The organism is Pyxidicoccus sp. M15 (assembly GCF_056858435.1).
Genome location: NZ_CM166495.1, coordinates 12,849,606 through 12,874,884, shown reverse-complemented (window position 1 = coordinate 12,874,884; position 25,279 = coordinate 12,849,606). Strand labels below are relative to the sequence as shown.

Here is a 25,279-nt window from a genome sequence, read left to right as displayed (position 1 = left end):
GGGTGGGCGCGCGCGCAGCCCGCTGTGCGACAGAAGGTCGTGACTCGCATGCGGCTTCCGTCCCGCGCTGTGGGGCGCTACCGTCGCTCGACGCGCCCCGGTGCAGGCATGCCGGGCTTCATGGGCAGGAAGGTCATGCGCCGGTCTCCCGAAGCCGCCCTCCGGTGGCTCCATCCATTGCGTTGCGTTTCCGACACCCCCCTGCCCCCCGGGGACGGGGTAGCCTGCGGGACGCCGTGGGATGCGGGGGACGGGATGGGCCCGGAAGCCCGCACCGCCCTGGATGACCTGACCGCCTGGACCCGGATGCCTGCCTCGAGCTCACACGGAAACAACTGATGACCCGCATCGTCGCCCTCACCGTCATCCTGTCCCTGTCGTTCTCCTCCACCGCCTGGGCCCAGCGGAGCACCGAGCCCACGAAGAGGAGCCAGTCCTCCAAGAAGAAGTCCGCGAAGCGCACGAAGGCCGCGCCCGCGGCCCCCGTCCCCTCGGCCGCGGACGAGGAGCAGGTCGCGCCCACGCCCATGCAGGCCGAGCCGGCGCCCGCGCGGGACGCGCCGACGCAGCCGCGGGAGGAGACGCAGTCCACGCCGCCGTCCGCGGGGGACTCCTCGTCGATGGACTTCGACCTGCTGGGGGACGAGGAGTCGGCCCTGGCTCCGCAGGTGAACCCGGAGCTGGAGAAGAAAATCAGCCGCCGCCGCACCATGCTCAAGCTGCACCAGGGGCTGGGCTTCGCGCTGACGGCGAGCCTGCTCACCACCACGGTGGTGGGCCAGTTCCAGTTCAACGACTCGTTCCGGGGCGGCGGAGATGACCGCAACCTGCTGGGGCTGCACCGGGGCCTGGCCATCGGCACCTCGGCGCTCTTCGCCTCCGTGGGCCTGCTGGGCCTGCTGGCGCCCGAGCCCTTCGAGAAGAAGTTCCAATGGGACACCATCACCGTCCACAAGCTGCTGATGTCCGTGGCCACCGTGGGGATGATCGCCCAGGTCATCCTGGGCATCATGTCCACGCACCGGTACGGCCGGCTGTCGGAGCGGGACTACGCCATCGCGCACCAGGTGGTCGGCTACACGACGCTGGGCGCGGTGTCGGCCGGTGTCGTCACCCTGTTCTTCTGAATCTTTTCGCGCCGCCGCCGTTCGGCTCCGCGAGGCCCTGAATCGAAGGTTCCTGGAGGTTGACGTGATTGCTCGACGACTTGCCCTGCTTGCCACCCTGCTGCTCGCGCTGCCCGCCGCCGCGCAGGCCCCGGCGCCCGTCGCGAGGGCCCCGGTGCTTGCCGCCTATTCGGTGAAGAAGGACGCCAGCTCGCTGACCTACAAGTTGATTCACAAGCTGCACGAGGTGGTGGGAACGGCGAAGCCCAGCATCGGCAAGGCCGTGCTGCTGACGGACGGCACGCTGCAGGTGGCGGTGCGCGCCAACGTGAAGGACTTCGACTCGCAGAACTCCAACCGCGACGCGCACATGCAGGAGGTGACGGAGGCAGCGAAGTACCCCATCATCGAATTCAAGGGCATGGCCGACGGTGTGAAGTTGCCGGCGAGCTATCCGGCCACGGTTCCGGTGACGCTCAAGGGGAAGCTCACCTTCCACGGCGTGGCGCAGGACGTGAGCGTGCCCATGAAGGTGACGTTCACCTCCGAGAAGGAGGCCACCGCCGAGGGCGCCTTCGACATCAGCCTGGAGTCGTACAAAATCGAGCGTCCGTCGCTGCTGATGGTGAAGGTGGACGACAAGCTGGTCCTGGAGCCGAAGCTGGTTTTCGTGGTGGAGGGTAAGTGAGCACGTCGCGTCGAGGTTTTCTCAAGGGAGTCCTGGGCACGGGCGCGGCGGGCGCGGCCTCCGCGGCGCTGCCCGCGTGCGCGCCGGACATCAGCCCCGCGCCGGTGACGGACGTGACGGCGAGCGCCGCCGGCACGGTGGACCTGCTGGTGACGCGCTACCCGGACCTGGAGCCGGTGGGCGGCGCCATCACCGTGCGAGTGCCGGGGCAGCCGGTGCCCCTGCTGGTGGTGCACACCAAGAACGAGGGCGGGCGCGACGACTTCTCCACCGTGTCGTCCATCTGCACGCACGTGGGCTGCCCGCTCGGCTTCGACGGCAAGGACGTGGTGTGTCCGTGCCACCTGTCGCGCTTCAACCCGAAGGACGGCGCGGTGCTGCAGCGGCCGGCCACGGTGGGACTGCGCAGCTTCCAGACGGACTACAACCCGGGCACCCGGGTGGTGAGCGTCAACGTGCTGGGCGGTGACATCGACTTCCCGTCGGTGGTGAACGGACAGCTGACGCTGCCCTTCAGCCAGTTCCCGGACCTGCGCAACAACGGGTCCTCGGTGACGGGAGTGCCCTCCGGCTACGGCGAGCGAATCTTCGTCTTCCGGCTGGAGGACGGGACGCTGTCGGCGGTGGACTCCATCTGCACGCACCAGCAGTGCCCGGTGGAGTTCCGCGCGCAGGAGGCGGACCTCTTCTGCCCCTGCCACCAGTCCACCTTCACGCGGCAGGGCGCGGTGACGGTGGGGCCGGCCACGCTGCCCCTCAAGAAGTTCACCGTGTCCGAGACGGCCGACGCCGTCATCGTCAGCGGCGTGCGGTAGGCCCCTCGCGGGACGGGAGGGGCCTCTCGTGAGGGCCCTTCCCTCCGCGGGCGCGCGAGCTAGCCGAGCCGGCTCCAGAAGGAGCGCTTGGACGAAACGCGGTCCAGCGCCTCCTGCAGCTCCTCGTCGTAGTCGGCGCGGTTGGCGATGTCTCCCATGGAGATGATGCCGACGACGCGGTCATCGCGCTCCACCACGGGGATGCGGCGAATCTGCTTGCGGCCCATCAGGGCGATGACGTCGTGGATGTTTTCGTCGGGCGTGACGGCCTCCACGTCGTCCGTCATCACATCCGAGACGCGGAGCTGGTCCGGCGACTTGCCTCCCGTGAAGCCGCGCACCACCAGGTCCCGGTCCGTGACGATGCCCACCAGCGCGCCATGCTCGTTGACCACGGGGACGACGCCGCAGTCCTCGTCCTTCATGATGTGGGCGACGTCGCGCACGGGGCTGTCGAGCCGCGCGGTGCGCACGTTGCGCGTCATCACCTCGCGCGCGATGAGCGGCTCGCGCTGCCAGCGGCGGCGCCCGGTGCCCGTCTCCGTGCCCGCGCGGACGGTGGGGCCGGGCGGGTAGCCCCGTCCGAGGTCCTCGCGGAGGCCGCCGCCCATGCGCTGGCGCTCCTCGCGGTAGTGCTCCCCGCCGCGCGCGCCGCCCTCGTGGTAGCGCTCGCGGTACGGCTCCGTGCGCGGGCCCTGCGCCTCCCGGCGCTCCTCTCCGCCATGGCCGTAGCGGTCCCACGGGCGGTAGTCCGCGCGCTGCGGAGGCAACTCGTTCTCCTGCATGCCCATGTCGCGCCGGTCGCCGCGGCCGGTGGCGCTGCGGCCATCGCGGTTGTCGCGGCCGTAGGGGCCGGTGCCGTACTCGGTGCCCTCCCAGCCGGCGTCGCGGTCATCCATGCCCACCATGCCCGTGCGCCGGGTGCCGAAGCCGGTGTCGTCCACGTTGGTGCGGGGCTGGGCCATGCGCAGGGCCGCGGCACGGTGGAAGCGGCCCTGGCGCACGGCGGGCTCCTCGTCGCGGGCGGGATTCCACCCGGTGAGGTCGGACTCACCGCGCTCGCGCGAGCCGGGCGGAGCCACGTCGGCGCTCCGGTGCGTGCCGGGCTCCGGCGGTGGGGAGCGCTGCGCGGTGCGGTTGTCGTCCTTGCCGTTGTCCAGGGTTCTCTGGGCCATGCCATTGCCTCCGGCGACGTCGGGTTGGGGCGCGAAGGGTGGAGATGTCCCTGGAGGTAACCAAGGGGCCCGGCCGCCAGGCCCGCGGGCACTGTCCTGTCCCGGGCGGGACGAGGCGCCGGCCGCTCGCGAGCGGACACCGGGCGTGCCGCGTGGCCGACACTGCGCGCGGAGCACCGCCTGGAAAAAGACGAAGCGCGTGCTCCCCGGCTGGGAAGCACGCGCCTCGTTCACGCCTGGCTGGCCGGGCGAAGACACCCCTACGTCAGCGCTTTCCCCCGAAGGCGAAGACGGCCCGACCCGCCCCGTGCGTGGACGGAATCAGTCGACCGAGCAGCAGGGGTCGCCGGCCTCCTCGCAGCACGCGAGGGTGGTGTTGGGAGGCATCGGCTTCTGGGGCTCACACGTCTCGGTGGAACCCTCGCCGCCACGAACGCGGGCCAGGTCCTTCACGAACAGCTCCTTGATGGTCTTCGCCTTGGTGGTCTTCATGGTGCTCCCCCTCGTCGGGTGGTGGGTGCCGGCCGACCGCGTGTCGCAGGTCAGCGGTGAGTTGAAACAGATACGTCTGAAGCTGATTTTTCTGGTCGTTTCACTCCACCGGCGCGGGGGCGGTGAGACATGGGGTGTGGGGCGTGAGACATGAAAAAGCGCGCGTCCTCGAGCGAGGACACGCGCCGGTTCAGCCACGGCGTGAGCCGGGACTCAGTAGCAGCAGGTGTCGTTGACCTCCTCGCAGCAGGCCTGCGTGGTGGGAGGAGCGCTACACGTCTGCGTCTCGGGGTTGGTCGTGGTGGTGGTGGGCGTGGTGCCCTCGCCGCCACGAACGCGGGCCAGGTCCTTCACGAACAGCTCCTTGATGGACTTCACCTTGGTGGTCTTCATCGTGCGGCTCCTGTGTGGGGGGAAACCGGTCGCCGATTCGACCGGCACCGAAGAGCGTATGCATTTGTGACAAGCGCGGAAAGGAGGGCGTCATCCCACCGCCAGCGCGTCGCCCAATCGTACGAGCCCGCTGAACTCTTCCAGCTCCGCACCCGCATCCGGCGCTGCAACGGCGATGGCGCCGGTGGGAAGCCCCTCGGTGAGGCGGGCGAGCAGGGCGCGGTGGGACTCGGCGCGTGCGTGCTCGGTGGCGGCGAGGCGGGACAGCGCGGCCACGCCGTGCTCCGCGTGGGCGTCGTCTCGCACATGCTCCAGCAGGGCCTCCGGGTGCGCGAGCGCGTCGTCCTGCGCCCAGCTGCGGTTGAGCACGTAGCCGGCGAAGGGCAGGCCGCGCTCGAGGAGCGTGTCGCGGAAGAAGGCGGCCTCGCGCAGCGCGGCGGACTCGGGTGACGTCACGAGCAGGAAGGCCGCCTCCGGAGAGGCCAGCCGGGCGCGCAGCCGCTCCGTGTGCAGGCGGATGCCGCCGAGCAGTCCGCCGAAGGCGCCGACGAAGCCGCGCATCTCGTGGGTGAAGCCCGCGCCGAAGACGCCGTCCAGCACGCGGCCCACCAGCGCCTGCGCGCCCTTCCACAGCCGGGCGCCGCGCACGGGCTCCTCCGGGCCGAAGAGGGAGACGATGCGCTCGTCGAGGAAGCGCGACAGGCGCCCGGGGGCGTCGAGGAAGTCCAGCGCGTGCCGGCTCGGGGGCGTGTCGAGGACGATGAGCTCGTAGGTGTCATCGTGGAGGAAGCCGTCGAGCGCCTCGGTGGCGGCGTATTCCTGCACGCCGGCGACCAGCTCGGAGAGGAAGCGGTAGATGCGGTGCTCGAGGATGGTGCGCGCGGCTTCGGGCGAGGGCGCGAGGCGGTGAATCATCCGCTCGAAGACGAGGCCCGGCTCCAGCATCCACACGTCCAGCCGGCCGGGGCCGGGCGCGCCGTCCGCGAAGAGGCGCTCGGTGGGGACGGTGGTGGGCTCGGCGCCATTCTCCGGCAGGCCCATGGCCTCGGCGAGGCGGCGCGCGGGGTCGATGGTGAGCACCAGCACGCGGCGCCCCGCCCGCGCGGCCGCGACGCCGAGGGCGGCGGCGGTGGTGGTCTTCCCCACGCCTCCCGCGCCGCACAGCACCAGCACGCGCTTGTCGCGCAGCAGCCGGTGCATGTTGAGGGCGCTCATGGTGTCGCCTCCCGTGCCGCGTTGCCGGCAGTCGATGGGGCGAAGGCGTCCGCGAGGCGCTCCACCAGGTCCGCGCCGGTGGTGGGCAGCTCCGGCAGGGTGAGCAGCGGCACGCGCAGGCCCGCGGCCAGCCGGGCCCGGGCGGTCCGCGCGCGCTCCAACCTCCCGAGCGCGCGCGTGCCCTGGTGCGGTCCATGCGCCGCCAGCAGCCGCCGGAGCGCGGCGTGTGACTCGGGCGTGAAGGGGTCCTCGGGCATGCGGTTGAGGACGGCCGCGGCCAGCGGCAACCCCAGTTGCTCCAGCTCCGAGGCCAGGGAGAGCGCCTCGCTCACGGGCAGCGGCTCCGGGAGGCTCGTGAGGAGGACGGCGGTGCGGGCCGGGTCCTGGAGGAGGTCGAGCCCCTCGCGCACGGAGCGGCCGATGGGCCCGCCCGGCATCAGCGCCAGCACCGTGCGCGGCAGCGAGGCAATGGCCAGCGCGTGGCCGGTGGCGGGCAGGTCGATGATGGACAGCGGGTACTCGAAGCGCCCATCCGGCAGGGTGCGCCGCAGCAGCGCGAGCATCTGATACAGCAGCCCCATCTCCCGCAGCGCCGGGCCCGCCTCCAGGAAGCGGCGCAGCGCGCGGGAGCGCAGCGCCGCGTCGGCCAGCCAGCGCAGGGGCAGGGTGTCCTGGAGGAAGTGCCGGTGTCCCTCCGACGCGGCCAGCCGCACGAAGCGCAGCCCGGGCCGCACCTGCGTCACCCGGGAGTCCACGCCCCGAGCGCCCACCAGCGTGCCCAGGACGGAGGGGCCGCCCTCGTCCGGAGCCATCTCCGCCAGCAGCACGGGCCGGCCGGCGCGCGCGGCGGCCACCGCGAGCGCCGCCGCCAGCGTCGTCTTCCCCACGCCCCCCTTGCCCGACACGAGCAGGGCGCGCTTGTCCCACAGTGCTCCGAGCACCGGTCACCGTCCTGTCGCGCGCCGGAGGGCGCCGTCATCTCACAGTGAGGAAGGTGGCGCGCCGCGACAACCGCCGCCTTCGTGCGCCGTCCGCTGGCGCGCAGCCGCCCGGATGCCCGGCAGGCTGCCTGCAAGAACCGATGCGGGAAGACGCTGACTCACGCCAAACCCTGCAATCCCTGGCGAGGCAATATCATGTATTTGAAACTGGATTGTTGACTGCAACAAAAGGGCAAGAAGGAGTTCGCCAGACGTCTGAACCATCAGACTTTCGTGTGAGCGAAGGTCTCGCCTGGTCCGCCTTCCCGCCCCCACATCCTGACTGTGTCCAGGTGTCTCACCCTCCCCCCCGGAGACACCGATGACAGCACTGCTTCGTTCCACACCGTGGTTGTTACTCCTCCTCGCGACAGGCGCCTCCGCGCAGGTCGTCAACGACGCCGCGCGCCCGGACAACGCAAAGGCGGTGCGTGACGCCGCCTCCGCGTACCAGCGCGGCCGGCCGGTCCCCACGCATGCCAACAACAATGACAGGGCCGACTTCGGCCGCTGGGCCACGTACTCCAAGGGCCTGCCGCACGACTCCTTTGGCGAGCCCAACACCACCCAGTACGACGCGCTGCTGAACGCGCTCATCTCCGGCAGCCCCACGGCGCTGGAGGCGGTGGTGCTCGGCGGGGTGCGCAGGCTGGTCAACCCGCAGGCCGGCTTCGCCTACGTGCTGGAGGGCGCGGACCCGCAGTCGCTCACCATGCGCCCGGCTCCGGACTTCGACAGCGACGAGGCGGCCGGGGAGATGGAGGAGCTCTACTGGATGTCCCTGGTGCGCGACGTGCGCTTCGACCAGTACACCGGCAACTCCACCATCACCAGCGCCGTCAACGCGCTCAACGCCCTGGACGAGTACCGGGGCGCCAAGAACAACAGTGGCCTGGTCTCCACGAGCAACATCTTCCGCGCGGAGCTCAGCGGCGCGGAGCAGGGCCCGTTCATCTCCCAGTTCCTCTACAAGGTGATTCCCTACGGCGGCGGCCCCCTGGCCACCGAGCTGGACCAGAACCCGCCGCCGCCGCCCGACCCGGACGGGGGCACGGACGCGGGCGTGGTGGAGCCCACCGCGCACCAGACCATCGACCAGCGCATCTACACGCGCTTCGCGGGGGATGACCGCGTCACCGCGTATGGCGAGTGGCTCGACATCCAGAACGGCGCGGCGCCCGCGGACCCGGTGGACACGCTGGAGGACATGGACAACACGAAGCGCTACCTGCGCAACGGGCGTGATTTGGCCGAGTGGGTGCACTTCGACTACCCGCTGCAGGCCAGCCTCAACGCCGCGTTCCTCATGGCGCGCCAGGGGGACTTCAACGCGAACGGGACGTACGACTCGGACCCCAAGTCCTCGCCGCGGGCGGTGGACACCAACAACCCCTACCGCAACTACGCGAAGCAGGAGCCCTTCGTCACCTTCGGCAACGGCGACACGCAGTCCTTCGCCGCGCTGGTGACGAGCACGGCGCTGCGCGCGCAGTGGTTCCAGAAGTGGCAGGTGCACCGGCGCCTGCGCCCCGAGGAGTACGGTGGCCGCGTCCACAACACGCTGACGAACACGCGCGTCTACCCGGTGCCGGCGGCGCTGCTCAACTCGGGGGTGATGCCGCTGGTGCTCGCGCGCAACGCGGCCCGCAACGCGGAGCGCGGGCTGGGCACGGCGGGCACGTACCTGCTCAACCAGACCTTCCCCGAGGGCAGCCCGGTGCACCCGGCCTATGCGTCCGGGCACTCCACGTACATGGGCGCGGGCATCACAGTGCTGAAGGCGTTCTACGCGGACTTCCCCGTCATCAACCCGCAGGTGCCCAACTCCTCGGGCACGGGGCTGGTGCCGTACAGCGGCACGCTGACGATGTTCAACGAGCTGGACAAGCTGGCCTCCAACGTCGGCGTGGCGCGCCTCTTCGGGGGCGTGCACTACCGCAGCGACCATGACCACGCGGTGCGCCTGGGCGAGCTGTTCGCACTGCGGGCGCTCCAAGACTGGTCGCGCCTGTACCCCGAGGACGGCTTCCAGGGGCTCCAGGTGCGCACGCTGGGCGGCAACACGCTCATCGTGACGGCCACCACACCGGCGCTGCCCAACCACGTCAGCGTGGTGAGCCACTTCGTCCTCTACAACGCGGACACCGGCCAGCCCGTGCCCGAGGCCAATCCCATTCGCAACGGCCAGGTCATCCGGATGGCGGAGCTGGGGCTCACCCGCATCAACATCCGGGCGACCACGTTCCAGCCCACGGTGGGCAGCGTGAAGTTCACCTACGACTCCGTGAGCTCCACCGACAACACGTCGACGTATGACCTCTTCACCACCGGCCAGGTGCCGACGACGGGCACCCACGTGCTCTCCGCCACGCCATTCAGTGAGACGAACGCGGGCGGCCTGGGTGGCGTGCCGCTCACCCTCCGCTTCAACGTCCAGCCGTAGCGTCGCCGCCGGCCTGGAGCCTCAGGTGCTCCAGGCCGGTGCGGCCGTCAGTGCACGGACCAGCGCTCGGCGATTTCCTCGCAAGCGAGCACCACGTCGCTCAGCCGGCGGATGTGGGCACGGGGCGCGGTGAAGATGGTGCCGGCGAACACGTCCACCACCTGGATGAGCCGGTGGTCACACGGGCCGAGCTGGCACAGGTGCTGCTCCGCAAAGCGCTGGAGCATGGTGCCGATGTACTGGCCCGAGCGCTCGTCGAGCGGGGTGTGCTTGGCGAAGTAGAGCTTCATCAGCCCCACGCGCGCGTTGCCGTGTTTGTCCATGCGCTGGAGCACCACCTCCGGCCGCACGCTGATGGTGACGCCCGCCATCTCCAGCACGGGCGGCTCGGCGCCCACCGCGCTGATGATGGTCTCGTTCAGGTCCAGCCACGGCACCAGGTCCGCGAAGCGCTCGAGCGCCTCCGAGCACAGGTGCAGGCGCTGGGCCTCGAACTCCGTCTGCGGCACGCTGCACGCGAAGCGGCGCTGGTGGTCCCGGAGGATGGACAAGTCGAGCCCGCGACAGAGGAAGTCGGTAATCGCGTGCGACGCCTCCGGATAGCGGAGGTACTGCTGCTCCGGCGGGTGCTTCTGGTCGTAGATGATGCGCTTTCGGCGCGCGGGCGTCGCGGTGAGGTACTCACCCAGCTTGTTTACAGACACGCGCGGCAGCTCACGGATTTCCGCCATGGATTGCTCCCCCTGGGTGCTGTCGATTGGGTTCACAGTACAGAAGGGGTCTGACATTCATGAGACAGCGTGAGTGCTTGAAATCAGGGGGGTGACGGGCCGCGTAGGTCGCGGTTGGGAGACGTGACTTCGCGAGGCGGGCAGCGCCCGGCTGCTTCGAGCAGGGGCGCGGCTCCCGGGAGCGCGCGCGGGGCGCGGTGGGCGCGCGGGGCGGGCTCCCAGAGGGAAACCGGGCGTCGTACCCGGGAGCTCGGGGCTCGGGGTTCAGGGGGAGGCGGAGGACTCGGGAGGTCTCCACGTGAAGCCGCGCGGTACTGGGGGCGGATCAACAGCGGAGGAGCGTGGGTGGGAGAGGCCGTGAGACGTAAGGCAGGCGGGCGCTCCCGGGCTTTCGCCGCGCGTGGAGCGCCCGCCGTGTGAGGACTCAGTCTTCTTCGGGTTTCCGGTCCGGGTATGCGGACCAGTAGACATCGGGCAGCGGGTTGGTGCCGGCGTCGCTGCGCGGGCCGTCACCGTCGGGTATCTCGTCGAGGATGGCACCCGGCGTGCGCTCGGTCGGGTCGATGGCGTGCGCGTGTTTCTCCTGCTCACGCCCTTCGTCGGGAGCCGGCGTCCCGATCCGCTTCTGGCCCTCCTGCTCCTGCGCGTCCCGCCGGGGACCCGTCTCACGCCCGTAGTAGTCCTCCGAGGGCTGGATGCCTGGCTGCTTCTTGTCGCGCTCGCCCATGGTGAAAACCTCCGTCACCCTACGGTCGTGACTGGGAATGAAAGCGGCAATGGGACACGTGGCCCCGCCGTGACGCCCGGAGGGCAGGCGGGCGAGCGGCGCGGACGGAGCTGGGCAGGCGCATTGCTCCGCGGTGGACACTCACGGCGGCGTGGATGGCACGGGCGCCTTTCCGTGCCCGGGGTGTCTGGGATTGCGTCGGCGGGAGGCCCGGGGTGGGTACCCGGCCTGTGTCGACGAAGCGACGGCCATGCTCCGTCCCGAGGTGATATCTGTCCTCCGAGAGCGGGGTCTCCGGCGGAGACTCCAGCTGCCTGGGGGAGCGCGCATGTCCGAGCAGTCGAGGGAGACGATGTCCGCGGTGACAGGGCCCCGGCTCCACCTGGGCTGTCCGTCGTGTGGAGCGCAGCTGGTGGTGGAGGCCTCGCTGCGCACCATGCGGTGCCCGTACTGCGCGGCGCCCAACGTGGTGGAGCGCCCGCCCTCCGCGGGAGTCCCGGAGCCCGTCTTCGCGCTGGGCTTCGCGCTCACCCACGTCGCCGCGAAGGAGCACGTGGCGCGGTGGCTGAAGACGCGCAGCCGCTTCACCCGCTCCGGCATCCGCTCCGCCGCGCCCGGCGAGGTGCGCGGCGTCTACGTGCCCGCGTACCTCTACAGCGTGCTGGCCCACTCGCGCTTCCGCGCGTCCATCGGCGAGGACTACCAGGAGCAGGAGACGTACACGACGACGGAGAACGGGAAGACGGTGACGCGCACCCGCACGGTGACGCGCACCGAGTGGCGCTCGCTGAACGGGGAGCTGAAGGGGTACGTGGCGGACGTGCTCGTCACCGCGTCCACCGGCCTGCGCAACGACGAATTGGAGGCGCTGGAGCCCTTCGACTTGCGCGGACTGGCACGGTACACGCCGGCCCTCATCTCCGGCTGGGTGGCCGAGGAGCCCTCCCTCACCCGCGAGCAGTGCCTCGCGCAGGCGCGCCAGGAGGCGGAGGAGCGGGTGGGAGGACGCCTGGGACAGTTCATGCCGGGGGACTCGCACCGCGAGCTGCAGCACGAGTCGCGCCTGGAGTGGGAAGCGCTGGACGTGTGCCTGCTGCCCGTCTGGGTGCTGGCCGTGCGCTACGCGGAAGGCGAGCCGCCGCTGCGGGTGCTGGTGAATGGCCAGACGGGCGAGGTGCACGGCAAGGCGCCCCTCTCCGTGTGGAAGGTGACGGCCGCCGTGCTGGTGGTGCTCGCGCTGGTGGCGGTGGGGTGGCTGCTGTCGCAGGGAGGTGGACGGTGAGCACGGCCGTGCCTGGGGTGGCGCCGTGCCAGCGCTGTGCGAGCGCGCTGGAGGCGGAAGACTTGCGCTGCCCCATCTGCGGGCTGACGACACCGCCGCCGGTGCACGGGGCGGTGGAGCGCGAGACGGCGCGGGTGGTGCGCTGTGAGAACTGCGGCGCGGCCATGGAGTACTCGGCCGAGGCGAAGGCGCCGAGGTGCGACTTCTGCGGCTCGGTGACGCGCGTGGAGACGACGGCGGACCCGGTGGAGCAGGCGGAGGTGTGGCTGCCCTTCACGGTGGACCCGGCGGCGGCGCGCGCCGCGCTGATGGGCTTCCTGGGGAAGGGGGGCTTCTTCCGCCCGTCCGGGCTGGCCGAGGAAGCCGCGGTGGAGTCGCTGCAGCCGCTGTGGTGGCCGGCGTGGAGCTTCCAGGCGGGCGTGGACGCGAGCTGGACGGCGGACTCGGACGCGGGAGCGGGGCGCTCGAGTTGGGCGCCGCACGCGGGGCGCACGCGCTTCGACTTCGAGCACATCCCCGTGCCGGCCTCGAAGGGCCTGAAGGTGAAGGAGTGCGAGGCGTTGGCACCCCACTACCAGCGCGGCTCGGCGGAGGGCGCGCCACGTGGCCCGGAGGGGGCGCACGTGGAGCGCTTCGAGGCCACGCGCTCGGGGGCGCGGCGCGCGGTGCTGGAGGCGGTGGAGCGGCTGTCGCGCGAGCGGCTCCAGCAGGGCGTCATTCCCGGGCGGCGCTTCCGGAACGTGCATGTCGCCGTGGCCCTCTCCAGCCTGCACACCACGCGGCTCGCGCTGCCCGCGTACGTGCTCGCGTACCGGTACAAGGGCAAGGCGTACCGCGTGGTGGTGCACGGGCAGGACGCCGGAGTCGTCCTCGGCGAGGCCCCCATCTCCGGATGGCGTGTGGCGGCGGTGGTGGCAGCGGTGCTCGTCCTCTTGCTGGGGGTGCTGCTGGTGATGGGACGGTGAGCCGCTCAGGGCTCCGAGTCCTCGGCGTCGGCCTGGGGCTCGTCGGTGTCCGGGCTCCGGGGAGCGCCCGGGGCCTCGTCAGCGGGCTGGTCCGGCGTGGCCGGGGGCCGGACGGCGTTGAGCGGTCCGACTTCGGATGGCCGTGCGTCTGCTTCAGCCTGGGCCGGGGGCGACAGGGCTTCCGGCGTCTGTGCTGCCATGGGCGGCTGTGCCGCGCTCGGGTCTCGGGGCTCCACCGGGGCGCTGCCTGACGGGGGCTCGGGCTCCAGCGAGACGGCGGCCTCCTCGGCCGTGAGCTCCTCCGGGTGGAGTCCGCCTTCGAGCAGCTCCGCCTGGTTGCGCCGGCTCGTGGCCTCCGCCGCGGCGCGGGCGAGCTCCTCCGCTGCCTCGTGCCGCCCGTAGCCCGGTGCGTTTGCGCGCAGCCAGGTGCGCAGCGCGGCCGCCATCTCCGCGCCCGACTGGAAGCGCTCGGCGGGTTCCTGGCGCAGGGCGCGGAGGACCAGGGCGCGCAGGTCCTCGGGGACGCTCGTCGTCAGCCGGGCCACCTTCTCGGAGTCCAGGAGCACCATCCGCGCGGCCACCTCGTTCACCGGCATCCAGGTGGGGCCCTGGGCCTCCAGGGGCCTGGTCTCCGTGGGCACGGGCACGGTGTCCTCCACCATCAGCGGGTGCCGGCTGGTGAGCAGCTCCAGCAGGACCAGCCCCAGCGAGAACAGGTCCGAGCGCGCATCTACCTCCGTGCGCTTCAGGGCCTCTGGAGAGGCATAGGTGATGTCGCCCTTCACCAGCGGGCGGCTGGTCACCTCGCGGCCCGTCATGGAGGATGCGGCCGCGGTGAAGTTCGTCAGCTTCACCTCGCCGTGGATGCCGACCCGGATGTTCCGGGGGCTCACGTCGCGGTGGACGATGTGGAGCGGCCGGTTGAGGTCATCCGTCAGGCCGTGCGCGTGGTGCAGGGCCTCGGCGACCTCGGCCATGACGTACGCGGTGAAGGCCGGGGACATGGGGCTGCGCCGCATGGCGGCCAGGTTCAGCACCGTGTCGAGCGAGCGGCCCTCGACGTATTCCATGACCACATGCGGGGCGCCCCGGTACAGCTTGAGGTGGTGCACCTTGGCGATGCCCGGGTGGTTGAGGCGGAAGGTCAGCTCCACCTCCTCCACCAGGCGGCGGCGCTCCACGAAGCTCGCCGGGTTGCTCAGCCGCTTCACCACCACCGGGCCTCCGAGTCCTCCGCGGTAGCGCCGCCGCGCGAGCATCAGCAGCTCTCCGGTGGAGCGCACCTCCAGCTTGCGGACGAACTCGAATGCGGTGCCGCCCACGGTGAACAGCACCCGTGGCCGGCGAGGAACTCCGGGAACCTCCTCCGTCGTCGTGTCGGGCGTCGTCATCTCCTGCCTCTGGACCTGTGAAGTCGGGTTGGGACTGCTCGACTCCGGAGGTAACACGAATGCAGGCCCGTAGGGAACCTCCTACGTTGGATGAGGCGGAGTGAACCTGGAGGGTTTGAAGTGTACTCAGTGCCGTCCACGTGCGCGGAGCGCGGCCAGTCCCCGCCGCAAGGTGCCCAGCCGCTTGCGCAGCCACACCTGCCACAGCGAGGGCCTCACGGCCCCCACGGCCCCCGGCTCCGTGCGAGGCGTGCGTCGCCGGGACGGCGGCAGCGTGTCCGTGTCCCAGTCCGCACCCGGCCGCTCCGGAGCGCGCATCCAGCGGCGCAGCTCGCGCGCGTCCTCGTCGCCATCGAAGAGCTCGTCGGCCTCCTCGGTGACGGCCTCCTGGAGCGGGCGCGGCGGGAAGAGGGGCTCGTCCCACGACGCATCCGCCGTCTCCAGCGCCGCGCTCAGCGCACCGTACAGCTCCGCGCCCGTGAGGTAGCGGCCGTCGGCGCGCTTGTGCAGCAGTCGCAGGGTGATGGGGTCCAGCGCCGGGGGCACGCGCGGGTTGAGCACCGAAGGCGCCCTCGGCTCCCAGGCCTCGATGCTGGCCAGCAGCGCGGTGGGCGGCAGGTGGGCCGGGTAGGGGAACCCTCCGGTGAGCACCTCATGGAGCACCAGCCCCAGCGAGTAGAGGTCATCGGTGGGCTCGAAGCGGTAGCGCGAGCCCGACACCCGCGGCCCCGTCCAGAAGCGCAGGGCCTCCGGGCTGCGGTAGCTGGGCGTGCCGGGCGGCAGGCTGCTCTCGGTAATCGCGGCCGAGCACGCGTGGTCTCCCGAGCCGAAGTCCACCAGCACCGGCTGCCCGTCCGAGACGCGGATGAGGATGTTGCTGCCCTTGATGTCGCGGTGGAGCACGCCCTCGCGGTGGATGGCGTCCAGTGCGAGCGCCACCTGCGAGAACACCTCCGCCACGCGCCGGGCCGTGGGGCTCGAGCGCCGGGCCCACTCGGACAGCGTGGGGCCCTCCACGTAGCTCAGGATGAGCATCAGGTAGCCGTCGTGCGCGTCCGGCCAGCGGCGGTAGCCCAGCAGCTCCACCACGTTGGGGTGCTCCAGGCGCATGAGGACGTTGGCCTCCTTCATCGTGCGCGCGTCCACGTGGGCCTCGTCTTCCAGGGAGGGCCCCTGCAGCGCGAACTTCAGCGCCACGGGCCGGTGCGTCTCCGACTCGGCGAGGAAGATGGCGCCATAGCCGCCGGTGGCCAGCCTCCGGATGATGCGGAAGGCGCCAATCTCCTCCGAGCCGCGCAACAGCAGCGGGTGCACGTCCTGGGTGGAGTTCATGGCGCGCGCCTCCCGGCCCCCGCGCGCGGGCCTCCCCGGCGGCGTCGGTCCGGAAGCGTTCCTCTCCCCGCACGCGGGGCATCAACGGGAGGATGTTGGAGGTCCTGCATACGTCTGGAGGTCGGGGTGGATGGCATCGTATGTGGCATGGAGATTCAACCTCTGGGGTCCATAGCACGCGGGCCGCCTCTTGGGGTAGTCTCCTGCCTTGGACGGTAGGGTTCCGGACATGGGACGTGACGGTTCCCATCAGGGAGAGGCGCGAGGACGATGAACGAGGAACTGGCCATCACCGTGGGGGCCGCCGCGCGGGCCGCGCGGTTGCGGCTCGGGCTGACCCAGGCGGACGTGGCCGAGCGCGTGGGCATCGCCATGGAGGTCTACAGCCGCATGGAGCGCGGCAAGGTGCTGCCCAGCGTCACCACGCTGCGCAGGCTGTGCCAGGTGCTGCGCATCGGCGCGGACACGCTCCTGGGCCTGGAGGTCGAGGCGCGGGTGGACGCCCCCGTGGAGGAGGCCCCCGTCACCACCGCTCCGGGAGAGGACCCGCCCCGCCTGCGCCGGGTGGTGCGCGCCCTGCGGGCCCTGGACGCCGAGCAGCTGCGCGCCGTGTCCCAGGTCGTCCACGGCGCGCTCGGCCTGCTGCGCAGGTAGGCCCCGCCCCGAGGCCGGGTGGGAAACTTGCGTGGCCCCGGGCCCGTGCGACGCTCGTCCGCCATGCGTGAGCCCGTCGACCACAAGCTCGCGGTCCTCCTGGGAGCGGCCGCTCGCGAGGCCCGCACGCGCCTGGGCCTCACCCAGGGTGACGTGGCCGAGCGCATGGGCATGGCCATGGAGGTCTACAGCCGCATGGAGCGCGGGAAGATGCTCCCCCGCGCGCAGACGCTCCGGCGCCTGTGTGACGTGCTGCAGGTCTCCGCGGACACGCTGCTGGGCGTGGGCCGCTCCGGCGCCCCGGTGCCGCTGGCGCCCCGCAAGTCCCCTCAGGAGGACCCGCTGGAGCTGCGCCGCATGACGCGCAAGCTGCGGGATTTGGAGCCCTCACAGCTCCGCGCGGTGTCCCGGGTGGTGAACGCCGTCGTCACCGTGATGCCCCGGCCCGGGGCCGCGGCCGCCGCGCGCCCCGTCCGCAAGCGCAGGGCGACGGGGTAGGGGCCGCCGGCGGCTCGCGAGCCGCCGCCTCCCATCCCCCCGGCTCCACTCCCGCGGGAGGGAGCCCGGCGGGCGTCGTGGCGCTCAGCCAATCTCGAGCTTGCAGACCGAGCTGCAGCCGTCGCGATTCTGGGTGTTGCCGTCGTCGCACTCCTCGCCGCCCTCGGCCTGGACCGTGTTGTCGCCGCAGCGCGGGCCACGCACGCAGCCGCGGGCGCACTGGCCGTAGCCGCCGTCATTCACCCCGTCGTCGCACTCCTCACCCCTGGTGGCGTCCACGATGCCGTCGCCACAGGTGGCGGAGCACACGGTGCGGCGCGTGGCGAAGTTGTTGAGGGTGAGCTTGTACGAGGAGCCGCTGGTGCGCCGCTCGGCCTGGAACACGGCGACTTCGTAGATGCCGCCCACGGTGAGGTCCAGCGCGGAGGCCCTCTGGGACACGGTGATGCTGCCGTCCAGCGCGCCGTGCACGCCGCCCAGGTCCATCGCCAGCTTCCGGTTGATGAACACCCACACGTCGTCGTCGCCGCGGAAGGTGAGCACCTCGGTGCCCTTGTACTCGAACCAGTAGCGGGCCTCGCTGGTGAAGCTGAAGTTGTGGCCGTTGTCGCGGGTGGGCTCGTCGCCCGAGGCCTGCCAGCCCTGGCCGTCCAGCGGGAAGAAGGCCGGGTTGTCGTACAGATATGCGCCGTCGCTCTGACGGCGGTCCAGCTCCAGTGTCCCGACGAGGGGCTTGTTGACGTTCTCCACGTCCCGGTACCACTGGTCGAAGCTCTCCTTGCCGTGGGTGGTGAGGGAGCTCACGCCCTCTTTCGCGTACACGGGCTTGCCGTCGGCCCCGAGCGTCGTCGTGACGATGCCCGTTTCGATGCCGTTGCCGTTCTCGAAGTCGATGTGGCCGCGCGGCAGGCTGCTCGTCGCCGCCAGGTCATGGCCGCGGAAGTCGCGGTAGACGATGGGGATGGAGAGCTTCGCGGGCGGGGCCTCCGTGACGACGGTGCAGGCGAAGCCCTCCTCCAGGCGGCACGTCGGAGAGCAGCCGTCGTCGGCGCGGGTGTTGCCGTCGTCGCACTCCTCGGCCGTGCTGTTGGGCAGCATCACCCCGTCGCCGCACACGGACTTGCAGACGCCGTTGGTGCACTCCGGCTCCTTCTTGCACTGGGGCGAGCAGCCGTCGCCCATGTCGTGGACCTTGACGGGGCCGTCATCGCACTGCTCGGTGCCCTCGATGACGCCGTCGCCGCAGAGGGTGGCCTGGCAGGTCTGGCCGAGGTCGGGGCACTTGTAGCCCTCCTCCAGGCGGCACTGCGTGCTGCAGCCGTCGTTCGCGGCGGCGTTGCCGTCCTCGCACTCCTCGTCACCGGCGATGATGCCGTCGCCGCATGCCGCCGCGTGGCAGCGACCACCGGACTGCGGGCAGTTGTAGCCGGGCTCCACGGTGCACGTGGCGCTGCAGCCGTCGTTGGAGGCGGTGTTGCGGTCGTCGCACGCCTCGGGCGCCTCGACGCGGCCGTTGCCACATGCGGCCTCGGTGCCCGCATCCGTCCCCGCGTCCGTCCCCGCGTCCGTGCCTGCATCGGTGTCGGGCTCGCTCCCCGCGTCCGTGCCTGCATCGGTGTCGGGCTCGCTCCCCGCGTCCGTGCCTGCATCGGTGTCGGGCTCGCTCCCCGCGTCCAGGCCGGCGTCGGCCCCCGCGTCGTCGCCCGCGTCCGTGCCCGCATCGGTGTCGGGTCGGGTCCCCGCATCGGTGCCGCCATCCCGCGTGGATGCATCCGGGGGGGACCCGCCGTCGGGCTCGCGGGAGTCGTCGTCACCGCACGCCGTCAGGGTGAGAAAGAGGGCGGCGAGCAGGACACCCGCGAGGCGCGCTGGCTGGGTCTTCATATGTGACGGATGGTGAAGTCAGCCTGCTCGGGGTGTCAATCGCAACCTCATGCCGGGTCATTCGTGAGCGCGCGGCTCCGGGCGTCCCACCCTCACGCCCGGCTGCTCGCGGAGCAGGAGTCACCGCGCGAGTTCGACGGGAAGGTACGATTCGCGCCTGCCCGTCCGCCCGACGCCTCTCGGAGCGGGCCGCCGCTGGTCGCCCTCTCCCCATTCGCGGGCATGTGGGTTAGCACTGCGGCGCCCTCCCATGATTCCTCCCTCCCTGCCCCCGGACGAGGCCTGGCGCCTCCAGGCCCTGCGCGGCCTCTGCGTGCTGGACACTCCGTCGGAGGAGCGGTTCGACCGCATCGTCCGCACCGCGGCGAAGCTGTTCCGCGTGCCCACCGCCCTGGTGTCGCTGCTGGACGAGGGCCGGCAGTGGTTCAAGGCCCGCGTCGGCCTGGACGCCTCCGAGACGCCGCGCGACATCTCCTTCTGCGGCCACGCCATCCTCGGCACGAGCACCTTCGTGGTGCCGGATGCCGTGCGAGATTCGCGCTTCCACGACAACCCGCTCGTCGTCGGCGCGCCCTTCATCCGCTTCTACGCGGGCCACCCGGTGCGCGCCCCGGACGGCAGCCGCGTGGGCACCCTCTGCCTCCTCGACTCCACGCCGCGCGACTTTTCCGACGCGGAGCGCGCCGCGCTCGCGGACCTGGCGGCGTGGGTGGAGCTGGAGCTGGACGCCATCACCGTGGCCCTGGCCCGTCAGGCCCTGGAGGAGCAGCAGCGGCTGAAGAACGAGTTCATCTCCACGGTGAGCCATGAGTTGCGCACGCCGCTCACCTCCATCCGCGGCTCGCTGGGGCTGCTGACGGGCGGCGTGGCCGGGCCGCTGCCCGGGCCGGTGGCGGAGATGGTGGACATCGCCCACAAGAACAGTGAGCGGCTCATCCGCCTCATCAACGACATCCTGGACCTGGACAAGGTGGAGGCCGGCAAGCTGGACCTCTACCTGGAGGTGGCGGAGCTGGCGCCGCTGCTCCACTACGCCGCCGAGGCCCACCGGGGCTACGCGGGCGAGTACGGTGTGCGGGTGGAGCTGGTGCTGGAAGCGTCCGGCGCCCGGGCCCGGGTGGACGCGGACCGGCTGGCGCAGGTGCTGGCCAACCTCCTGTCCAACGCCATCAAGTTCTCCCCCCGGGGCGAGGCCGTCACCCTGCGCCTGTCCCGCCACGCCGGCCGGCTGCGCGTCAGCGTGGAGGACCGGGGGCCCGGCGTGCCCGAGGACTTCCGCGCCCGCATCTTCCAGAAGTTCGCCCAGGCGGACGGCTCGGACACGCGGCGGCGCGGCGGCACGGGCCTGGGGCTGAGCATCGCCCGCGCGCTGACGGAGCGGATGGGCGGCGCGCTGGACTTCACCTCCGCCCCGGGCGCCGGCACCACCTTCTGGTTCGACCTGCCCGAGTGCCCTCCGGAGGCGAAATGAATCCGGAATCCCGCCGCATCCGTACCCCGACCCACGCCCCGGACCGAGGCCCGAATCCATGACCACGCTACGCAAGGTGATGCTCGTCGACGACGAGGATGACATCCGCACCATCGGCAACCTGAGCCTGAGCCGGGTGGGCGGGTGGCAGACGGTGCTGGCCGCGTCCGGCGCCGAGGCGCTGGAGAAGGCCGCCGCGGAGAAGCCGGACCTCATCCTGCTGGACGTGATGATGCCCGGCATGGACGGGCCCACGACGTTCGGCAGGCTGCGCGCCCAGGAGGCCACCGCGCACACGCCCATCATCTTCATGACGGCGAAAATCCAGAAGCAGGAGGTGGCGCGCTACCTGGAGCTGGGCGCCCTGGGTGTCATCGGCAAGCCGTTCGACCCCATGACGCTCCCCGCCGAGATTCGCAAGCTGGTGCCGGCGTGAAGAGGGGCTCGCGCCTGTCCAAGCGGTCGGTAGTGCTGGCGGCGGGCGCGCTGCTGCTCCTGTGTGGCCTGTTCATCGTGGGTCGCCCGTGGGAGGTGTCGCAGAACGACCGCTACCGCACTGCCTTGCGGCAGCTGCGCGTGGCCAGCGCCGAGCTGGAGCTGGACGTGCTGCGCTCGCGCCTGGGGCTGCCGGAGGTGCATGGCTCGGCCGCGTCGGACTTCGCCGCGCTGCGGGCCCGCGCGGAGGCGCTGCGTGACTACCCCTCCTTCCTGACGGACGAGGACCGCCAGACGCTCACCGCGTCGCTGGACGCGTACCAGCGTGCGCTCGGGGATGCGGAGGGCCTGCTCACCCGCGCCCGGGACGCGGATGCGCGGGGTGCGCAGCGCGAGGCGAACGCGGCCGTGCAGGCGCTGCTGGAGCACACCGCCAGCGTGCAGGCGGAGCGGCTCATCACCACCTATCTCCAGCTCTACGAGCGGGCGCAGGGGCGCAACGAGCGCTCGCGCGTGGCCTTCTTCGTGGTGTCGCTGGCCCTGGGTGCGTACGTGGTGGTGGTGCTGGTGCGGCTGTCGCGCGCCACCACGGAGCTGGCCGCGTTCAACGAGGGGCTGGAGCGCCGGGTGGAGGAGCGCACCGCCGCGCTGTCCACGGCCAACGCCGAGCTGAGCGCGAGCGAGGCGCGCAAGGCGGCGATTCTGGAGGCCTCGGCGGACGGCATCCTCCTGCTGGACGGGGAGGGGAAGCTGCTGGAGCTGAACCCCTCCGCGGAGCGCACCCTGCGGCTGGCGTCCGGGCAGGGCGTGGGCCGGGACTTCCTGACGCTGGCGCTGCCCGCGTCGCTGCCACCCGGAGAGCGCGAGCGCGTGGCCGCCGCGCTGGACGCACCCGCGGGCGCCTCCACCCGCCTGGAGTCACAGTGCCTGCGCGCGGACGGGGGCGTGTTCCCCGCGGAGCTGACGCTGGCCCGCGTGCCCGGGGACGGGCCGAAGCGCTTCACCGTCTTCGTGCGCGACATCACCGAGCGCAAGGCCGTGGAGCGGATGAAGAACGAGTTCATCTCCACCGTGAGCCACGAGCTGCGCACGCCGCTCACCTCCATCCGCGGCTCGCTGGGCCTTTTGGAGGGCGGCATCATGGGCGAGCTGCCCCCTCAGGCGCTGGACATGGTGCGCATCGCCCGCACCAACACCGAGCGCCTCATCCGGCTCATCAACGACATCCTCGATTTGGAGAAGATGGAGGCCGGCAAGCTGGAGCTGAAGCTGGCGCCGCTGGAGTGCGCGGAGCTGGTGGAGGCCACGCTCGCTGGCGTGCAGGGCATGGCGGACGCGGCCGGGGTGACGCTGCGCTCGGAGGTCGAAGGCGCGCCGCGCGTGCGCGGAGACAGGGACAGGCTCATCCAGGTGCTGACCAACCTGGTGTCCAACGCGGTGAAGTTCTCCCCCCGGGGCTCGCCGGTGGTGGTGCGCGCGCTGGACGTGGAGGGCGGCCGGGTGCGCTTCAGCGTGGTGGACCAGGGGCCGGGGATTCCGCCCGAGCAGCGCAGCCGCCTCTTCGGACGCTTCCAGCAGCTGGACGGCTCGGACACGCGCTCCAAGGGAGGCACGGGGCTGGGGCTGGCGATTTCGCAGGCGATTGTGGACCAGCACGGCGGCCGCATCGAGGTGGAGAGCGAGGAGGGCAAAGGCTCCACCTTCACCTTCGCGCTGGACGCGATGAAGCCCGAGACGCACACGGCGCCCGCGTCGGTGCCGCGCGACGAGTCCCGCCACAACGTGCTGGTGACGACGGCGGACACGGAGCTGTCCACGCTCTTGCGCGGGCTGCTGGCGGCGGAGGGCTACCGCGTGGTGCGCGCCGCGAACCTCGCGGAGGCGGCGAAGGCGCTGGACGAGTCGCTGCCGGACGCGCTGGTGGTGGACACGCAGATGCCGGACGGGCAGGCGCTGGAGTGGGTGCGGGGTCTGCGCGAGCAGCCGCGCACGCGGGAGCTGCCGGTGCTGGTGCTGTCCGGACGCTCCTCCGAGGGCGAGGGCGTGGGCATGCCGATGTGGGTGGACTGGATGGCGAAGCCGCTGGAGGAGACGCGGCTGCTCAAGACGCTGCGCTACGCCATGCGGCAGCCCGGTCAGGCGCGCGTGCTGGTGGTGGATGACGACGCGGCCACCCGGCGCGTGCTGTGCGCGCAGCTGGAGCGGCTGGGCGGCGTGCAGGTCTTCGAGGCGGCGGACGGCGAGAGCGCGGTGGCGCTCGCGCGCGAGACGACGCCGGACCTCATCGTGCTGGACGTGGGCCTGCCGAGGCTGGACGGCTTCGAGGTGGTGGACATCCTGCGCCAGGGCAAGGGGCGCACCACGCCGCTGATTGTATTCACGGGCCGCGAGCTGTCCCGCACGGACCAGCGGCAACTGACGCTGGGAATCACCCGGCACCTCACGAAGGCGCGCTCCTCGGAGGACGAGCTGGTGTCCTCCGTGCGCGAGCTCCTCAACGGCCTGCTGGCGCGGCGAGATGCCGTGACGGCGGCGGCGAGAAAGGTCTGAAGGGTTTTTTATGAGCAGCACTCGGACGCTCCTGTTCCTCGAGGACGACAAGGATTTGCAGTCGCTGGTGTGCACCTTCCTGCGGGAGAAGGGCTACCGCGTGGAGCCCGCGCGCACCGCCGCCGAGGCCATGGCCGTGCTCTCGCGCGTGCCGGTGGACGCGGCGATTGTGGATGGCCTGCTGCCGGGGATGACGGGCGCGGACTTCATCCGCGAGCTACGCAAGACGCAGCCGGAGCTGCCCATCCTCTTCGCGTCGGCCTTCTGGAAGGACCTGAAGAGCCACGAGCTGCTCACGCGGCAACTGCGCGTGGCGCGCATCATCCACAAGCCGTACCGGCCGGAGGAGCTGCTCGTCTGGGTGGCGCAGCTCTTCGCGTCCGTGCCGCCGCCCCCGCCGCCCGAGGCGCTGGAGGAGGTGGAGGCGGTGGTGGGGGACGACCTGGCCGCGAGCCTCGCCGCGCTCAACGCGGAGTACGGCGCGAGGCTGCGGGAGAAGGTGTCCGGGCTGGAGGCGCTGCTGGGCCGGGCGCGCGCGGGGGAGACGGAGGCGTTGGACGAGGCGTACACGGTTGTCCACAAGTTGCACGGCACGGCGGGCAGCTACGGCTACGCGGAGGTGAGCAGCGCGGCGGGCCGGCTGGAGCTGGTGCTGAAGCCGGCGCGCGAGGGTGGGGCGCTGGACGTGGGGGCGATGGAGGAGGCCTTCCGCGAGCTGGCGGCGAAGGCGGCGGTGTCGGTGAAGCCGGCGCCCGCGGCGAAGGCGCCGGGGCCGCTGCTGCCCACGGAGGGCGTGCTGCTGGTGGTGGACGGGGACGCGGCGGTGCTGGCGGAGGCGGAGCGGCTGGGGAAGGCGCACGTGGTGCGGGTGCTGACGGCGCGCACGGCGGACGAGGCGCTCGCGGTGGCGCGGCGGCAGTGGGTGGACGGGGTGCTGGTGCACATGCACCTGGACGGCCCGCTGGGCGGCATCCCGGTGGCGCACGCGCTGCGAGCGGAGGAGGGGCTGGGGATGTTGCCGCTGGCCTTCACGGGGGCGGGCGGGACGCTGGAGGACCGGGTGGCGGCGGCGCACGCAGGGGCGTCGCTGTTCCTGCCGAGACCGTTCACGTCGCAGGACTTCACGGCGGCGGCGGAGCGGATGGTGGCGGCGCGGCGTCCGGAGCGGGCGCGGGTTTTGGTGGTGGACGACGACCCGGAGGCGATTACGGCGCTGACGCACGCGCTGGCGAGCGACCACATCGAGGTGGTGGGGCTGGGGGACGCGCACGGGCTGATGGAGGCGCTGGCGGAGCACCGGCCGGACCTGCTGTTGCTGGACGTGCAGATGCCGGGGCCGAGCGGGTTCGATTTGTGCCGGATTCTGCGCTCGACGCCGGAGTGGCAGGAGCTGCCGGTGCTGCTGATTACGGCGCACGTGGGGCTGGAGTTCCGGCTGGCGGCGTTCCAGGCGGGGGCGGACGACTACCTGTCGAAGCCGGTGCTGCGCGAGGAGCTGCGGGCGCGCGTGCAGGCGAGGCTGGAGCGGGCGCGGCTGTCGAAGGAGCGCGCGGAGCGGGATGCGCTGACGGGGCTGCTCTTGAGGCGGCCGTTCATCGACGGGTTGAGGGCGCGGCTGGCGGAGGCGCAGCGGCTGAGCAAGCCGCTGGCGTTGTGCTTCCTGGACGTGGACCACTTCAAGCAGGTGAACGACAAGTACGGGCACCTGGCGGGAGACCGGGTGCTGACGCGGCTGGGGCGGCTGTTGGGGGCCAGGTTCCGTCGCGAGGACGTGCGGGGACGGTGGGGTGGAGAGGAGTTCGTGGTGGCGCTGCTGGGAGAGACGGCGGCGAGCGCGAAGGAGATTCTGTCGCGCACGGCGGCGGAGCTGGCGGGGATGACGTTCGAGGGCGACGCGGGCGAGTCCTTCCACATCACGTTCAGCGGGGGCATCGCCGTGTCATCGACGGACGGGGCCACGGTGGAGGAGTTGTTGAAGACCGCGGACGCGCGGCTGTACCGCGCCAAGGCGAACGGGCGGAACCGCATCGAGACGTGAGGGGCTTCAAGGTC

22 protein-coding genes are annotated in these 25,279 nt (G+C 71.8%); 12 read left to right on the top strand and 10 right to left on the bottom strand.

Annotated features, from left to right (window positions below; genetic code table 11):
- Positions 1–338 precede the first annotated feature (338 nt).
- From ACX9TP_RS48160 to ACX9TP_RS48150, 3 genes are all read left to right on the top strand, one after another.
- The gene (locus tag ACX9TP_RS48160) at positions 339–1,127 is read left to right on the top strand and encodes a hypothetical protein (protein ID WP_482977486.1); all 789 of its coding nucleotides are present in this window, start codon (positions 339–341) and stop codon (positions 1,125–1,127) included.
- Positions 1,128–1,191: 64 nt separating this feature from the next.
- Positions 1,192–1,794, top strand: coding sequence for a YceI family protein (locus ACX9TP_RS48155; RefSeq protein WP_482977485.1), 603 nt, complete (start codon positions 1,192–1,194; stop codon positions 1,792–1,794).
- The gene (locus ACX9TP_RS48150; RefSeq protein ID WP_482977484.1) at positions 1,791–2,609 is read left to right on the top strand and encodes a QcrA and Rieske domain-containing protein; all 819 of its coding nucleotides are present in this window, start codon (positions 1,791–1,793) and stop codon (positions 2,607–2,609) included. Before ACX9TP_RS48155 ends, ACX9TP_RS48150 begins: the two co-directional genes overlap by 4 nt.
- A gap of 59 nt (positions 2,610–2,668) precedes the next feature.
- Here ACX9TP_RS48150 and ACX9TP_RS48145 read toward each other — a convergent pair whose 3' ends face one another.
- From ACX9TP_RS48145 to ACX9TP_RS48125, 5 genes are all read right to left on the bottom strand, one after another.
- The gene (locus ACX9TP_RS48145) at positions 2,669–3,784 is read right to left on the bottom strand and encodes a CBS domain-containing protein (protein ID WP_482977483.1); all 1,116 of its coding nucleotides are present in this window, start codon (positions 3,782–3,784) and stop codon (positions 2,669–2,671) included.
- A gap of 321 nt (positions 3,785–4,105) precedes the next feature.
- Complete coding sequence (locus ACX9TP_RS48140) at positions 4,106–4,276, bottom strand: hypothetical protein (protein ID WP_482977482.1); 171 nt, start codon at positions 4,274–4,276, stop codon at positions 4,106–4,108.
- A 213-nt stretch (positions 4,277–4,489) separates the two neighbouring features.
- Positions 4,490–4,669 carry a hypothetical protein gene (locus ACX9TP_RS48135; protein WP_482977481.1) on the bottom strand — a complete coding sequence of 60 codons (180 nt, stop codon included), beginning with the start codon at positions 4,667–4,669 and terminating at the stop codon, positions 4,490–4,492.
- A gap of 90 nt (positions 4,670–4,759) precedes the next feature.
- Positions 4,760–5,884 (bottom strand): ArsA family ATPase, encoded by a 1,125-nt coding sequence (locus ACX9TP_RS48130; protein ID WP_482977480.1) that lies wholly within the window; start codon positions 5,882–5,884, stop codon positions 4,760–4,762.
- The gene (locus ACX9TP_RS48125; RefSeq protein WP_482977479.1) at positions 5,881–6,825 is read right to left on the bottom strand and encodes an ArsA-related P-loop ATPase; all 945 of its coding nucleotides are present in this window, start codon (positions 6,823–6,825) and stop codon (positions 5,881–5,883) included. Before ACX9TP_RS48125 ends, ACX9TP_RS48130 begins: the two co-directional genes overlap by 4 nt.
- 361 nt (positions 6,826–7,186) lie before the next feature.
- On the opposite strand from ACX9TP_RS48125, the gene ACX9TP_RS48120 reads away from it, so the two are divergent.
- Positions 7,187–9,307 (top strand): phosphatase PAP2 family protein, encoded by a 2,121-nt coding sequence (locus ACX9TP_RS48120; protein WP_482977478.1) that lies wholly within the window; start codon positions 7,187–7,189, stop codon positions 9,305–9,307.
- Between the two features lie 47 nt (positions 9,308–9,354).
- Here ACX9TP_RS48120 and ACX9TP_RS48115 read toward each other — a convergent pair whose 3' ends face one another.
- Together ACX9TP_RS48115 and ACX9TP_RS48110 are read right to left on the bottom strand one after the other, a co-directional pair.
- Complete coding sequence (locus tag ACX9TP_RS48115) at positions 9,355–10,038, bottom strand: hypothetical protein (RefSeq protein ID WP_482977477.1); 684 nt, start codon at positions 10,036–10,038, stop codon at positions 9,355–9,357.
- A gap of 424 nt (positions 10,039–10,462) precedes the next feature.
- Positions 10,463–10,783 (bottom strand): hypothetical protein, encoded by a 321-nt coding sequence (locus ACX9TP_RS48110; RefSeq protein ID WP_482977476.1) that lies wholly within the window; start codon positions 10,781–10,783, stop codon positions 10,463–10,465.
- 310 nt (positions 10,784–11,093) lie between these two features.
- Between ACX9TP_RS48110 and ACX9TP_RS48105 the strand changes: the two genes are divergently transcribed.
- On the top strand, positions 11,094–12,047 hold the full coding sequence (locus tag ACX9TP_RS48105) for a TFIIB-type zinc ribbon-containing protein (protein WP_482977475.1): 954 nt from the start codon (positions 11,094–11,096) through the stop codon (positions 12,045–12,047).
- Entirely contained in the window at positions 12,044–13,012 is a 969-nt protein-coding gene (locus ACX9TP_RS48100) for a TFIIB-type zinc ribbon-containing protein (protein ID WP_482977474.1), read from the top strand. Before ACX9TP_RS48105 ends, ACX9TP_RS48100 begins: the two co-directional genes overlap by 4 nt.
- Positions 13,013–13,017: 5 nt before the next feature.
- Here ACX9TP_RS48100 and ACX9TP_RS48095 read toward each other — a convergent pair whose 3' ends face one another.
- Together ACX9TP_RS48095 and ACX9TP_RS48090 are read right to left on the bottom strand one after the other, a co-directional pair.
- Positions 13,018–14,403, bottom strand: a complete 1,386-nt coding sequence (locus ACX9TP_RS48095) for a serine/threonine protein kinase (protein WP_482977473.1) — start codon at positions 14,401–14,403, stop codon at positions 13,018–13,020.
- A 126-nt stretch (positions 14,404–14,529) separates the two neighbouring features.
- A complete protein-coding gene (locus ACX9TP_RS48090) occupies positions 14,530–15,735 on the bottom strand; it encodes a serine/threonine-protein kinase (RefSeq protein ID WP_482977472.1) in 1,206 nt (401 codons plus the stop codon).
- Between the two features lie 270 nt (positions 15,736–16,005).
- Between ACX9TP_RS48090 and ACX9TP_RS48085 the strand changes: the two genes are divergently transcribed.
- Positions 16,006–16,389, top strand: a complete 384-nt coding sequence (locus ACX9TP_RS48085; protein ID WP_482977471.1) for a helix-turn-helix domain-containing protein — start codon at positions 16,006–16,008, stop codon at positions 16,387–16,389.
- 63 nt (positions 16,390–16,452) lie between these two features.
- Positions 16,453–16,887, top strand: coding sequence for a helix-turn-helix domain-containing protein (locus tag ACX9TP_RS48080; RefSeq protein ID WP_482977470.1), 435 nt, complete (start codon positions 16,453–16,455; stop codon positions 16,885–16,887).
- A gap of 84 nt (positions 16,888–16,971) precedes the next feature.
- Here ACX9TP_RS48080 and ACX9TP_RS48075 read toward each other — a convergent pair whose 3' ends face one another.
- Positions 16,972–18,771, bottom strand: coding sequence for a DUF4215 domain-containing protein (locus ACX9TP_RS48075; RefSeq protein ID WP_482977469.1), 1,800 nt, complete (start codon positions 18,769–18,771; stop codon positions 16,972–16,974).
- A gap of 250 nt (positions 18,772–19,021) precedes the next feature.
- Here ACX9TP_RS48075 and ACX9TP_RS48070 point away from each other — a divergent pair, with 250 nt between their 5' ends.
- The 4 genes from ACX9TP_RS48070 to ACX9TP_RS48055 are packed head-to-tail and all read left to right on the top strand — an operon-like array spanning position 19,022 to position 25,265.
- Positions 19,022–20,242 carry a GAF domain-containing sensor histidine kinase gene (locus ACX9TP_RS48070; protein WP_482977468.1) on the top strand — a complete coding sequence of 407 codons (1,221 nt, stop codon included), beginning with the start codon at positions 19,022–19,024 and terminating at the stop codon, positions 20,240–20,242.
- Positions 20,243–20,300: 58 nt separating this feature from the next.
- The gene (locus tag ACX9TP_RS48065) at positions 20,301–20,678 is read left to right on the top strand and encodes a response regulator (protein ID WP_482977467.1); all 378 of its coding nucleotides are present in this window, start codon (positions 20,301–20,303) and stop codon (positions 20,676–20,678) included.
- Complete coding sequence (locus tag ACX9TP_RS48060; protein WP_482977466.1) at positions 20,675–23,227, top strand: ATP-binding protein; 2,553 nt, start codon at positions 20,675–20,677, stop codon at positions 23,225–23,227. Before ACX9TP_RS48065 ends, ACX9TP_RS48060 begins: the two co-directional genes overlap by 4 nt.
- Before the next feature lie 10 nt (positions 23,228–23,237).
- Entirely contained in the window at positions 23,238–25,265 is a 2,028-nt protein-coding gene (locus tag ACX9TP_RS48055; protein ID WP_482977465.1) for a response regulator, read from the top strand.
- Positions 25,266–25,279: the final 14 nt, after the last annotated feature.